Origin of the sequence: uncultured Xanthomonas sp., assembly GCF_964278005.1 — a bacterium.
Taxonomy (GTDB): Bacteria; Pseudomonadota; Gammaproteobacteria; order Xanthomonadales; family Xanthomonadaceae; genus Xanthomonas_A; species Xanthomonas_A sontii.
On record NZ_CAXYKF010000010.1, the window covers coordinates 1 to 12,667 of the forward strand.

Here is a 12,667-nt window from a genome sequence, read left to right on the forward strand (position 1 = left end):
TCCCAGCCCTGCGCGTCCAGCGGCGCGTACTCGGTGCGCTTGCCGCGGTATTCGTAGGCGATGCACACCTTCAGCTTCTCCATGCCGTCGAGCACGTCGAGCTTGGTGATGCACAGGCCGGAGATGCCGTTGATGGCCACCGCGCGCTTCAGCGCGACGATGTCCATCCAGCCGCAGCGGCGCGGACGGCCGGTGGAGGCGCCGTACTCGGCGCCGCGGTCGCGGATGCCCTGGCCGATCTCGTCGTCCAGTTCGGTCGGGAACGGGCCGCCGCCGACGCGGGTGGCGTAGGCCTTGGCGATGCCCAGCACGTAGTCGATGTCCTGCGCGCCCACGCCGGTGCCGGCCAGTGCGCCGCCGACGGTGGTGTTGGAACTGGTGACGTAGGGATAGGTGCCGTGGTCGATGTCCAGCAGCGCACCCTGCGCGCCTTCGAACAGCACGCGCTTGCCCTGCTTGCGCAGGTCGTGAAGGATGCCGGCGACGTCGGACTTCATCGGCTGCACGTACTCGCCGAAGGCCAGCGCTTCGTCGAAGGTCTTCTGGAAGTCGACCGCTTCCACGCCCAGGTACTTGGTCAGCACGAAGTTGTGGTAGTCCAGCGCGGTGCGCAGCAGCTCTTCCAGCTGCGGCGGGTAATGCAGGTCGGCGACGCGGATGCCGCGGCGCGCCACCTTGTCTTCGTAGGCCGGGCCGATGCCGCGGCCGGTGGTGCCGATGGCCTTGCCGCCGGCGGCCTTCTCGCGGGCCTGATCCAGGGCGATGTGGTACGGCATGATCAGCGGCGCGGCCGGCGAGATCTTCAGGCGCGACCGCACTTCCACGCCGGAGGTCTCCAGCTCCTCGATCTCCTTGCGCAGCGCGGCCGGGGAGATCACCACGCCGTTGCCGATCAGGCACAGCGCGTCGGCGCGCAGGATGCCGGACGGGATCAGGTGCAGGACGGTCTTCTTGCCGTTGATGACGAGGGTGTGGCCGGCGTTGTGGCCGCCCTGGAAACGCACGACGGCACCGATTTCCTCGGTGAGCAGATCGACGATCTTGCCTTTGCCTTCATCGCCCCACTGGGCGCCGAGCACGACAACTGACTGACCCATGGCTGGGTAACTCCTGGTTTGCTGCGCGACCGTCGGGGCCACGCGGATGTGGTGGCCGTGCGGGGACCGACCGGCGCCGATGCGGTTGCTCCATCGGGGAGCGTCCAGGCGGCGGCGGACCCATACACGGAAAAAGCCGGTCGAGACGCTCGCGTGGAGCGGGCCCGGCCGGCTTTTGTGCATTATCCGGGTTTTGGGTGGCGGTCACCACCCCTTCCCCCGCCACGTTCAGCGACCTGCCCATCGGGCACGATCAGAATGCGGTCAGGCGCGAACCCACAGCAAGGCCATCAATCCCACCGCCAGAGCTACGCCGCCAGCGATCCGCAACTGCGTGGTCGGCATGGCCAGCATCTGCTGCACCATCCGCTTCCAGGCCTCCGGCGCGACCAACAGGATCAGACCTTCGAAGACGACGACCAGGCAAACCGCGGCGATCAGATCGTGCATGGGGGTCTCGGCAAGCGGGGATGGGCGGGCCGCGTCGACGCTGAAGCGGCTTGATCGTTCAGGAGCGGCTGAAGTGACGCAAGCCTTCCCGGTGAAGCCGGTCGCGACTGAAGTCGCTCCCACATAGGCTTCCTGCGCCGGGTACCAGCGTCTGCAACCGGCCATCCTGCACGACGTCAGAGACAGGGGACCCGCCTTTGCGAATCCCCAATCCCGACTCCCCAATCCCGCCCTCAGCGATCGCTCTTGAGGTACTGCAGGAACGGATCGTTCTTGTCGAGCACGATCACGCCGTTGCCGTCGGCCATGGCGCCGCGGTAGGCCTCCAGGCTGCGGTAGAAGGCGTAGAACGACGGGTCGGCGGAGCCGGCCTTGCCGTACACGCTGGCGGCCTCGGCATCGCCTTCGCCGCGCAGCTTCTGCGCGTCGCGCTCGGCCTCGGCGACCAGCACCGTGCTTTCGCGGTCGGCCTGGGCGCGGATGGTCAGTGCCTGCTCCTCGCCTTCGGCGCGCAGCTTGGCCGCTTCCTGCTTGCGCTGCGCGCGCATGCGTTCGTACACGTCGGTGATCACCTGGCTGTCGGTCGGCAGGTCGATCTGCTTGATGCGCAGGTCGACGATCTGCATGCCCAGGGTCTTGCTGGCCGCGTTGATCGCCACCAGCTGCTTGGCGATCAGTTCGCTGCGGTCGCCGGACACCAGCTGCTGCAGGGTGCGCGAGTTGATCTGGTTGCGCAGCGAGTCGGTGATGATCGGCGCCAGCAGCGTGTTGGCCACCTTCTCGTCGCCGCCCTGGGTGGCGCGGAAGAAGGCGCGCACGTCGGAGATGTAGCCGATGGCGAAGAAGCTGACGCTGACGTCCTTCTGCTCGGCGGTGAAGTAGCGCGCGGGGTTGGTGTCGAGCACCTGGAAGCGGCGGTCGAACATGCGCACCGACTCGACCAGCGGCACCTTGAAGTGCAGGCCCGGCTTGAGGTCGGCACGCACCACGCGGCCCAGGTTCAGCACCATCGCCGCCTTGTCCTCGGGCACCACGAACGCCGAGCTGAGCAGCGCGAACAGCGCGACGACGGCAATGCCCGCCCACAATGACAGTTTCATCGCTGGATCTCCTCACGGCCGGTCGGGCGCGGCGTGCGCTCCGGGTTGCGGACACTTTCGGCCGACGTGCTGTTCAAGGCCGGCAGCAACACCTCCTGCGGCACCGTCGGCAGCGACGTGGTGGGCGTCGGCGGGGTCGCCGCCGCCGGCGCCTTGCTGTCGGCCGACATCGGTACGTAAATCAACTGGCGGCCATCGCCGCCGATGACCTTGCGGTTCTCCGCCAGCACCTGCTGCACGGTCTCCAGCCACAGCCGCTTGCGGGTGACCTCCGGCGCGTTCTGGTACTGCTGCTGCAGCAGGGTGAAGCGCTCGGCGTCGCCCTGCGCGCGGGCGATCGCCGCTTCCTTGTAGCCTTCGGCGACGGTACGGGTGCGCGCCGCCTGGCCACGCGCCTCCGGCACCACCTTGGCCGCGTAGGCCTGGGCTTCGTCGATCAGCCGCGCCTTGACCTGCTGGGCGCCGTTGACCTCGTCGAAGGCCGATTTCACTTCCTCCGGCGGACGCGCGTCGGGCAGGGTCAGGCCGGTCACGATCAGGCCGGTGTGATAGGCCTTCAGCGCGGCCTGCAGGCGCTCGCGCGCGGCCACGGCCATCGGCCCGCGGTTGTTGAGCACCGCATTGAGGTTCGAACGGCCGATCTGCTCGCGCACCGCGCTCTGCGCGGCCTGCTCCAGCACCAGGTCGGCGTTGCGCGCGCCGAACACGTAGGTGCGCGGGTCCTCGACCCGGTACTGCACGTTGAGCGAGACGTTGACGATGTTCTCGTCGCCGGTCAGCACCGGCAGTTGGCTGTCGAAGGTCTTGATGCGGGTGGCATCGACCTTGCGCACGGTCTCGATCGGCCACGGCAGCTTGAAGGCCGGGCCCGGCTGCAGGATCCGCGAGAACTGGCCGAAACGCAGCACCACGCCGCGCTGCTGCTCGCCGATCAACTGGAAGCTGCTGAACAGCAGCACCAGCACCACCGCACCCAGGATCCAGCGGCCGATGCCGCCGCCATCGCCGAACAGGTCCTTCAACGGACCCGGCAACCCGCCCCACCTGCCTCCCCCATTGCCGCCACGCGGCGGCCAGGGACCGCGCCCGTGATTGTCGGGGCCGTCTCCGCCCTTGCCGCCAGGTGTGTTCCAGGCCATGCATGCTCCAAGAAGGAAGGTGGCGACGCGTCGGTCACGCGCCGGTCACCGGATAATGAGTCGCCGATTCTACAAGATGGGGCAGACCCGCCGTTTCGAAAGGGTATCTTGGTGCATTCCTGCGTGCCGACCAAGGTGTTCCATGTCCGTTCCCGCCCAGTTCTCCGCCTTCCGCATCCACCAGGACGCCACCGGCTACCACGCCGGCCTCGCCCCGCTGTCGCTGGACCAGCTCAGCGACGGCGAGGTGGTGATCCGCGCCGCCTGGTCGTCGGTGAACTTCAAGGACGCGCTGGCCGGCACCGGCCAGGGCAAGATCCTGCGCCGCTTCCCGCTGGTCGGCGGCATCGACGTGGCCGGGCACGTGGTCGCCTCCCGCGACCCGGCGTTCAAGGAAGGCGACGCGGTGCTGGTCACCGGCTGCGGCCTCAGCGAGACCCGCGACGGCGGCTACAGCGAGTACGTGCGCCTGGAGTCGAAGTGGGTGGTGCCGCTGCCGGCCGGGCTGAGCCTGCGCGAGAGCATGGTGCTGGGCACCGCCGGCTTCACCGCGGCGCTGGCGCTGCTGCGCCTGCTCGACAACCGCCAGACCCCGGCGCATGGCCCGCTGTGCGTGACCGGCGCCACCGGCGGGGTCGGCTCGCTGGCGGTCGACATCTTCAGCCGCGCCGGCTTCGAAGTGCATGCGGTCAGCGGCAAGGCCGAGCGCGCCGAGCAGCTCAAGGCCTGGGGCGCCACCCAGGTGCTCGGCCGCGAGGCCCTGCAGACCAGCCGGCCGCTGGAATCGGTGCGCTTCGGCGGCGGCCTGGACAACGTGGGCGGGGCGATGCTGACCAGCCTGCTGGCGCAGACGGCACCGTACGGCAACGTCGCCAGCGCCGGGCTGGCCGCGACCGCGGAGCTGGACATGACGGTGATGCCCTTCATCCTGCGCGGCGTGTCGCTGCTGGGCATCGGCTCGGCCGGCACCGCCCGCGACCTGCGCGACCGCATCTGGCAGCACCTGGGCAGCGACTGGAAGCCGCGCCACCTGGAGACGATCTGCACCCGCGAAGTGGACCTGGCCGGCCTGCCGGAGGTGTTCGCCACGATGCTGGCCGGGCAGTCGTTCGGGCGTACCGTGGTGCGGCTGGATGCGAGCGTGTAGCCACGCCGACGCTTTGTGACACGCAACGCTTTCCGCCTTCGCGCCGCTGCCTCTACACTCGGAGCCTCCTAGGGGGAACCACATGGCACGCATTCTGATCGTCGACGATTCGCCGTCGCAGTTGCTGGGCATCCAGCGCATCGTCGAAAAACTGGGGCACGAAACGATCACCGCCACCGACGGCGCCGCCGGCGTGGAAGCGGCCAAGGCGGCCTTGCCGGATCTGGTGCTGATGGACGTGGTGATGCCCAACCTCAACGGTTTCCAGGCCACCCGCACCCTGCGCCGCGAGCCGACCACGCAGAACATCCCGGTGATCCTGGTCACCACCAAGGACCAGGACACCGACCGCATGTGGGGCATGCGCCAGGGCGCCCGCGCCTACATCACCAAGCCGTTCTCCGAGGACGAGCTGTACGAGGTGATCGAGCGTGTGTTCAGTGGCGAGGATGCGCCGTAGAAGCCGGGATTGGGGATTGGGGATTGGGGAATGGGGATTCGTAGGGGCGGGTTTCTGGGCGGCGTTTGAGTGCGCGGCGTAAGGCCGCATTGCACTCGGCGCGCCTTGTAGGAGGGGCTTCAGCCGCGACGGGCGTTACCGGTAACGCCTGTCGCGGCTGAAGCCGCTCCTACGACGCCACAGCGCGAGGGGAGCCCGCTTTTGCGAATCCCCAATCCCGCTCCCCAATCCCGCCTCACTTCACACGGCCTCGCCAAACGCCTTGGCCAACCCGCGATACGCCTTGCGCTGCGCTTCGGTTTCCGGCGCCGGCGCCAGCACTTCCAGTTCGACGATCTGGTCGCCCGGCGGAGTGCCGGGCAGGCCGCGGCCGCGCAGGCGCAGCTTGCGGCCGGCGTCGGACTCGGGCGGAATCTTCAGTTCCACCGCCCCGCCCAGGGTCGGCACGCTGATGCTGGTGCCCAGCGCCGCCTGCCAGGGCGTCACCTGCAGGGTGTAGAGGATGTTGCGGCCGTCCACCTCGAACTGCGGATGCGCGGCGTACTCGATCTCCAGCAGCAGGTTGCTGCCGCCGTTGCCCTGCCCGCCCAGCCGGATCACCTGGCCGGGGCGCACGCCCTTGGGCACGCGCACGTCCAACTGCTTGCCGTTGATGGTGATGCGCACGCTGTCGCCGGCGTACACCGCCTCCAGCGGCACCGCCAGCTTGGCGCGGGTGTCGCCGCGCGGCGCGCCGGGTCCCGGGCCGGGGCCGGCGCCGCCCTGGCGGGCACGCTGCTGGCGGGCGAACAGACTCTCGAAGAAATCGCTGAAGCCGCCACCGGCGCCGCCGTTGCCGAACACTTCCTCGAAGTCGAAGCCCTGCGCGCCGCCGTAGTTCGGCGGCGCGTGGAACTCCTCGCCCGGCCGGTAGCCCTGCGCGCGCAACTGATCGTAGGCGGCGCGCTTGGGCGGGTCGCGCAAGGCCTCGTAGGCCTCGTTGATCGCCTTGAACTTCTCTTCGGCCCCAGGCTCCTTGCTGACATCGGGATGGTACTTGCGCGCCAGCCGCCGGTACGCGGTCTTGATCTCGGCATCGCCGGCGCTGGGTTCCACGCCCAGGGTCGCGTAGTAATCCTTGAATTCCATCCATCACCTCAAAAAGAGTCGGCCCGCCGCCTTGCGGCAACGGGCCGGTTGCATGCACTGCGCCATCGCCCGGCCATTCTACGGCCGGCGGCGAGGGCGCGGCGTCGCGGTGGCGACGCCGCTGCGAGCAGGCGCTTACTGCACGATCGTGGCCCCGGTATCGACCTGGATACGGCGCGGCGTGCTCGCCGGACGCTTGGGAATGCGCACTTCCAGCACCCCATGGTAGCCGGTGGCGGAAATGCCGTCCGGATCGGCGCTGTCGGGCAGCGCGAAGCGGCGGTGGAAGCTGCCGTAGCGGCGCTCGATGCGCGAGAAACGCTCGGTGTCGGCGGCCGATTCGCTCTTGCGCTCGCCCTTGATCGAGAGGATGCCCTTGTCCATCGACACCTCGATCTCCGACGGGTCGATACCCGGCAGGTCGGCGTACAGCACGAAGCGCTCCGGCTCCTCCTTGATGTCCACGCGCGGCACCCACTGCGCGGTGACGACGGCCGATTCGTCGGTGCCGCCGTTGGGGTCGAAGAAGCGGTCGAACACCTGCTTGATCTCGTTCTGGAATGCGGCCTGGGCCGGCCACTGGCGATAACGGACGATGCTCATCGTGGTCTCCTGAAACGTGAATGAGGTACACCCCGGAGGGGACGGTTCGCGGCGGCGGGACCGGCCCGCCGTCCATGCCGGTCAGATAGGCCTGCCGCGGCGCTTTTCAAGGCGTTGACGCCACCTTCCCATTTCCGTTTCTAGACTCGGTTCATCCAAGGAGCCCGACATGCCCATCCAGACCGGCGAACGCATTCCCGAAGTGGTGCTGCAGTGCATCCGCGACGGCGTGGAAGCCGTGGACACGCGCACCCTGTTCGACGGCCGCCGCGTGCTGTTGTTCGCGGTGCCCGGCGCCTTCACCCCGACCTGTTCGGAGAAGCACCTGCCCGGCTATGTGGAGCACTTCGAAGAGTTCCGCAAGCGCGGCATCGAGGTGTACTGCATGGCGGTCAACGACCCGTTCGTGATGCAGGCCTGGGGCAAGAGCCAACTGGTGCCGGACGGCCTGCAGATGCTGTCCGACGGCAATGGCGACTTCGCCAAGGCGCTGGGCCTGGAACTGGACGCCAGCAGCTACGGCATGGGCGTGCGTGCGCGCCGCTTCGCGCTGTACGCCGACGACGGCGTGGTGCAGGCGCTGTTCGTCGAGGCGCCGGGCGAGTTCAAGGTCTCCGCCGCCGACTACGTGCTGCAGCACCTTCCCGACTGATCCCCTTACCCACCACAGGAAATGGCCAGCCATGTCCAACAAGCCAGCCACCCCGAAGACCGATGCCAAGCCGCTGCAGCACACCGCCGGCCTCACCGACACCGCCACGCTGCGCGCCAACGCCCGCCAGAGCATCGAGGACGGCGCGATCACCAAGAGCTACAGCGCCGACCGCGAGGCGGTGATCAAGATGCTCAACGACGCGCTCGCCACCGAGTACGTGTGCGTGCTGCGCTACTACCGCCATTACTTCATGGCTGCCGGCATGCTCGCCGATGCGGTCAAGGCCGAGTTCCTGGAACACGCGCAGCAGGAACAGGCGCACGCGCACAAGCTGGCCGAGCGCATCGTGCAGTTGGGCGGCGAGCCGGACCTGAATCCGGACACGCTGACCGCGCGCTCGCATGCCGAGTACAAGGAAGGCGAGGATCTGCGCGACATGGTCAAGGAGAATCTGATCGCCGAGCGCATCGCCATCGACAGCTACCGCGAGATGATCAATTTCGTCGGCGACAAGGACACCACCACCAAGCGCATCCTGGAAGACATCCTGGCCCAGGAGGAAGAGCACGCCGACGAGTTCTCGGACATGCTGGAAGGCTGGATCGGCAAGTAAGCCGGATAGGCTCACGCCCTCTCGTAGGACTCGTAGGACTCGTAGGAGCGGCTTCAGCCGCGACAGGCCTTCCCGATGGATTCTGTTGCGGCTGTAGCCGCTCCTACGGTTTTTCTTTTCGCGCGATACGCAAATCTCAAGCGAAAGCGAAGGCTTTCGCCCTGACGGGCGAGTTACTTTTCTTTGCTCGCGCAAAGAAAAGGTAACCAAAAGAAAGCGCTTTACCACAGCCGAAGGCTGGTCAAGCGCGCCCTGCCTACGCGCCCTCCGCGCTGCGCGCTCCGGGTCCGCGAACCAGTCGGGATCCGCGGAAGGGGCTTGTCTGCTTCGCAGCCAAGTCCGGGGCAGTCGCCTCACGGCGCCAGCCCGCCCGCCGGGGCGAAGCGGTGCTTCGCCTTTTCCCGGCGAGCCCTGCCCTGCCGCGGACGGCGCACATCCATGTGCGCCGCCATTCGGGTTTTTCCCGCCTGGTTCGCCGCTTCGGAAGGGAACCCGGCAAGTCAAAAGCAAGAGCAAAAGCAACTAGCCAAAGCCAAGCGACCGCGACTCTCGCAGAGACTCACGCTTGTTGGTGTCCGGAAGCGATTGTGGGAGGGACTTCAGTCCCGACTGCTTCCGAGGTCGGATCGCCCGCCTACGCTGGTCGTCGTGGTTGCATGACTGTTGGCTTCCACAAGGGCACGCGCGCCACCGCTGCTCAACGCAGCACCCGGAACCGCACCTGGGTCCAGGCGCCGTTGCTGGCCAGGGCGGTCAGGGTGTGGTCGCCGGCGTCGGCGAAGTCGCGCTGGAAGGTGCGTGCGCCCTCGGTGCGGGCGATCCAGCGGCCGTCCAGCAGCCAGTCCACCGGGGTGCTCGTGCCCAGTGCGCGCACCTGCAGACGCACTGTGGTGCTGCCCGGCGCGCGTGCCAGGGTGGCGCGGTCGTTGAGGCCTTCGATACGCAATACGTCGCTGCGGCCGCGGCCGTCGTCGCGGCAGTCCGGTGACAGCGCCGGCAGTTGCCCGGCCTGGCGCTCGCTGGCGTGCAGCCACGGCGTCAGCAGCGCCGGCCAGCGCGCCAAATCGCGGGTGGCCGCCTCATGCGGTTGCGCACAGTCCGGCGACAGGCGCAGGCCGCTGTGCGCGTCCACCTGCACGGTCTCGCGGCCGGCGCTCCACAGCCGCGCGTCGCGCTCGGCGAAGGTCGGCGGCACGGCGCCGTCCAGCGCATAGGCGGAGAAACGGCGCTGGCACAACGCCGGCGGCGTCTGCTCGGCGGCGATGCCCAGCGGCCAGCACACGTCCACCTGCTGCACCGTCGCCGGCATCGGCCGCGGCGCGTTGTCGCCGCGCAGGCGCGGCAGGCTGTCGATGGTCTCGAACATCAGCGGCAAGGCGGTCACCGCGCCGTACTGCCCGGGCAACGGCGTGCCGTCGGGACGGCCAACCCACACGCCGACGGTGTAGCGGCGGGTGCTGCCGATCGCCCAGGCATCGCGGTAGCCGTAGCTGGTGCCGGTTTTCCAGGCCACCCGCGGGCGCGTCCCGACGTCGAAGGTGCCGACGCCGTAGCCCGGACGCGGATTGGCCTCGAGCATCTCGCGCACGATCCAGGCCGCGCCGGGCGACATCAGGCGTCGTTCGATGCGCTTGTCGGTTGCGCTGTAGCGCACGTGGCCGGCGATGCCGTCGCGGTTGAGCGCGGCGAAGGCACCGACCAGTTCCTCCAGCTTGGCGCCGGTGCCGCCGAGGATCAGCGCCAGATTGGGGGTACTGCCGCGCGGGAACTTCAGGCCGATGCCGGCGTTGCTCAGGCGCGCGGCGAAGCGCGCCGGGCCGACCCGGTCGAGCAGGTCCACCGCCGGCACGTTGAGCGACAAACGCAGGGCGCTGGCGGCGCCGATCGGGCCGTTGAAGGCTTCGTCGAAATTGCCCGGGCGGTAGTCGCCGAAACTCTGCGGCGCGTCGACCAGCAGGCTTTCGGAATGGATCAGGCCATCATCCAGGGCCATGCCGTACAGGAACGGCTTGAGCGTGGAGCCGGGCGAGCGCCAGGCCTGCACCATGTCCACGTCGCCGAGCCGGCGGCGGTCGCCGAACTGCACCGAGCCGATGTAGGCGCGCGCCTGCAGGTCGCGATTGTCCACCACCAGCAAGGCCGCGGAAGTGCGCTCGGGCAACTGCGAGAAGTAGGCGCTGACCCGGTCCTCCAGCGTGCGCTGCAGGTCGGCGTCGAGGGTGGAGACGATGTGCGCGGCATGCGGGCGCTGCTGACGCAGGCGCTCGGCCAGCAGCGCGGCGTGCAGCGGCGTCTGCAGCGAGCGCGCCACCACCGGTTCGATGCGCGCATCGTCGACCTGTGCGCGCGGCCACACGCGCAGCGCGACCATGCGTTCGAGCACCTTGTCGCGCGCCGCGCGCGCCGCCTCCGGATGCCGGTCCGGACGCAACCGGCTTGGCGCCTGCGGCAGTACCGCCAGCAACGCCGCCTCGGCCTGCGACAGACGCGCGGCCGGCTTGCCCAGGTAGGCCCAGCTCGCCGCCTCCACGCCTTCGATGGTGCCGCCGTAGGGCGCGCGTTCCAGGTACAGCTGCAGGATCTGCCGCTTGCTCAGGTGCGCTTCCAGCTGCAGCGCACGCAGCGCCTGCTGGGCCTTGCCCCACGGCGTGCGCGTACTGACCTCGGGCGGCATCAGGATGCGCGCCACCTGCATGGTCAGGGTGGAACCACCGGAGACGATGTGGCGCGAGAACAGCCACTGCTTGGCCGCGCGCAGCAGCGCCCAGGGATTGACCCCGGGATGCCGCCAGAACCAGCGGTCCTCGTAGTTCAGCAGCGCCTGCAGATACAGCGGCGAGACGCTGTCCGGCGTGGCCGGATAACGCCAGACGCCGTTGCTGTCGGCGAAAGCACGCAGCGGGGCGCCGTCGGCGGCCACCACCAGGGTCGAGGTGTCGCGCGACTTCGGCAGCGGCAGCGGAAACGCAAGATCCAGCAACAACAGACTCGACAGCAGCGCCACCGTGCCCCAGCGCAGCCACGGCAGCAGGCGCGTCCAGCGCCGGGGGCGCCGCGCGGCGTGCGGGGCGGCGGTGTCGTCCAGTGGCATGCGGGCTCCCGATGGAAGCGGCCATTTTGCCTGTTGCGGCGACAGCGCGGCGAGCGGGATATCCCCTGCCCGTTCGGCATCGCCGACGATGGGTGCCCAACTGCTCCGGGGCACCAGCAACAATGCGCTCCTTCTGCCACTACGCCAGCGGCAGGCGCAGCGTCGCCACGCTGCCGGGCGCATCGGTGCGGGCCTCCAGGCGCAGGCTGCCGCCCTGCGCTTCCAGGATCTGCCGCGACAGCACCAGGCCGATGCCCGAGCCGCCGGGCTTGGTGGTGAAGAACGGCACGAACAGATTGTCGCTGGGCGGCAGGCCGGCACCGCCGTCGCACACCTCGATCGACACGCTGGCGCCGTCGGCACTCGCGCGCAGCGTCACCGGCGCGCTGCCGCCGGCTTCCAGCGCGTTGCGCAGCAGGTTGATCAGCACCTGTTCGAGCTGGTCGGCATCGGCGCACGCATGCAGCGACGGCGCGACCTCGACCTGCACTCGTGCATCGTCCAGCAGCCGCTGCACACGCGCGCACAGCGGCGCCAGCGCCACTGGCGCCGGGACCGGCGCGGGCAGCCTGGCCAACCGCGCGTAGCCGCCCAGGAAGCGCTGCAGCGCCGCGCTGCGCTGTTCGATCACGCCCAGCCCGTTGTGCAGATCGGCCTGCAGTTCGGCGTCGAGCGCCTGCGGCGCGGCCGCCAGCAGCCGCGCGAGCGTGTCGGCGATCGAGGCGATCGGCGTCAGCGAGTTGTTGATCTCGTGACTAAGCACGCGCAGCAGGCGGCGGAAGGCCTGCGCCTCCTCCTCGCGCAGTGCGCGCTCCATCGGCTGCACCAGCAGCAGCCGCCCGGCCTGGCTGCGGCTGCGCAAGGCGGCGTGGCCGATCTGCCAGCGCCCCTGCTGTCCGGCGAACGCATGCGCCTGGATGCTGCCCGACGGCACATCGAACAGGGCGGCCAGTCCCAATGCCTGCGCGGATTGCCCGATCGCCTGCTGGGCGGCGACGCCGAGCAGGCGCTCGCCGGCCGGATTGACCAGGCGCAGGCGCTGGTCCTGTTCGAAGGCGAACACCGCCCCGTCCAGCGCCGCCAGGGTCTTGCTCAGCAGTTGCAGGCTCTCGTGCGAATCGCGCTGTTCGTCCTGCAGGCGTTGCGCCAGGGCGTTGAACCGCGCCAGCAGGCCGTCGGCATCG

At 69.3% G+C, this 12,667-nt stretch carries 12 protein-coding genes; 4 read left to right on the plus strand and 8 right to left on the minus strand.

Annotated elements, in window-relative coordinates:
• The 4 genes from ACHWVH_RS06895 to hflK form a co-directional block, all read right to left on the minus strand.
• A partial coding sequence (locus ACHWVH_RS06895; protein WP_394686875.1) for an adenylosuccinate synthase occupies nt 1–1,097 on the minus strand: 1,097 nt, incomplete at its 3' end.
• Between the two features lie 264 nt (nt 1,098–1,361).
• Nucleotides 1,362–1,547 carry a DUF2065 family protein gene (locus ACHWVH_RS06900; protein ID WP_017912772.1) on the minus strand — a complete coding sequence of 62 codons (186 nt, stop codon included), beginning with the start codon at nt 1,545–1,547 and terminating at the stop codon, nt 1,362–1,364.
• Nucleotides 1,548–1,780: 233 nt separating this feature from the next.
• Nucleotides 1,781–2,647, minus strand: coding sequence for a protease modulator HflC (hflC, locus tag ACHWVH_RS06905; protein ID WP_295927228.1), 867 nt, complete (start codon nt 2,645–2,647; stop codon nt 1,781–1,783).
• Nucleotides 2,644–3,786, minus strand: coding sequence for an FtsH protease activity modulator HflK (gene hflK, locus ACHWVH_RS06910; RefSeq protein ID WP_295927231.1), 1,143 nt, complete (start codon nt 3,784–3,786; stop codon nt 2,644–2,646). Before hflK ends, hflC begins: the two co-directional genes overlap by 4 nt.
• 142 nt (nt 3,787–3,928) lie before the next feature.
• On the opposite strand from hflK, the gene ACHWVH_RS06915 reads away from it, so the two are divergent.
• Both ACHWVH_RS06915 and pilH read left to right on the plus strand, forming a co-directional pair.
• A complete protein-coding gene (locus tag ACHWVH_RS06915) occupies nt 3,929–4,933 on the plus strand; it encodes an acryloyl-CoA reductase (RefSeq protein ID WP_295927233.1) in 1,005 nt (334 codons plus the stop codon).
• Nucleotides 4,934–5,015: 82 nt separating this feature from the next.
• Nucleotides 5,016–5,393, plus strand: a complete 378-nt coding sequence (pilH, locus tag ACHWVH_RS06920; RefSeq protein ID WP_010340114.1) for a twitching motility response regulator PilH — start codon at nt 5,016–5,018, stop codon at nt 5,391–5,393.
• A 240-nt stretch (nt 5,394–5,633) separates the two neighbouring features.
• Here the strand turns inward: pilH and ACHWVH_RS06925 are convergent, their stop codons facing one another.
• Together ACHWVH_RS06925 and ACHWVH_RS06930 are read right to left on the minus strand one after the other, a co-directional pair.
• A complete protein-coding gene (locus ACHWVH_RS06925; RefSeq protein ID WP_148829409.1) occupies nt 5,634–6,521 on the minus strand; it encodes a DnaJ C-terminal domain-containing protein in 888 nt (295 codons plus the stop codon).
• A 135-nt stretch (nt 6,522–6,656) separates the two neighbouring features.
• Nucleotides 6,657–7,124: an Hsp20/alpha crystallin family protein gene (locus tag ACHWVH_RS06930; RefSeq protein ID WP_010341349.1), complete on the minus strand. Its 468-nt coding sequence runs from the start codon at nt 7,122–7,124 to the stop codon at nt 6,657–6,659.
• Between the two features lie 169 nt (nt 7,125–7,293).
• Between ACHWVH_RS06930 and ACHWVH_RS06935 the strand changes: the two genes are divergently transcribed.
• Both ACHWVH_RS06935 and ACHWVH_RS06940 read left to right on the plus strand, forming a co-directional pair.
• Nucleotides 7,294–7,776, plus strand: coding sequence for a peroxiredoxin (locus ACHWVH_RS06935; RefSeq protein WP_394686876.1), 483 nt, complete (start codon nt 7,294–7,296; stop codon nt 7,774–7,776).
• Between the two features lie 31 nt (nt 7,777–7,807).
• Nucleotides 7,808–8,392 carry a bacterioferritin gene (locus ACHWVH_RS06940; protein WP_017909166.1) on the plus strand — a complete coding sequence of 195 codons (585 nt, stop codon included), beginning with the start codon at nt 7,808–7,810 and terminating at the stop codon, nt 8,390–8,392.
• A gap of 697 nt (nt 8,393–9,089) precedes the next feature.
• Here the strand turns inward: ACHWVH_RS06940 and pbpC are convergent.
• Both pbpC and ACHWVH_RS06950 read right to left on the minus strand, forming a co-directional pair.
• Nucleotides 9,090–11,483 (minus strand): penicillin-binding protein 1C, encoded by a 2,394-nt coding sequence (gene pbpC / locus ACHWVH_RS06945; RefSeq protein WP_295927236.1) that lies wholly within the window; start codon nt 11,481–11,483, stop codon nt 9,090–9,092.
• Between the two features lie 139 nt (nt 11,484–11,622).
• The gene (locus ACHWVH_RS06950) at nt 11,623–12,111 is read right to left on the minus strand and encodes a PAS domain-containing sensor histidine kinase (RefSeq protein ID WP_267100885.1); all 489 of its coding nucleotides are present in this window, start codon (nt 12,109–12,111) and stop codon (nt 11,623–11,625) included.
• Nucleotides 12,112–12,667: the final 556 nt, after the last annotated feature.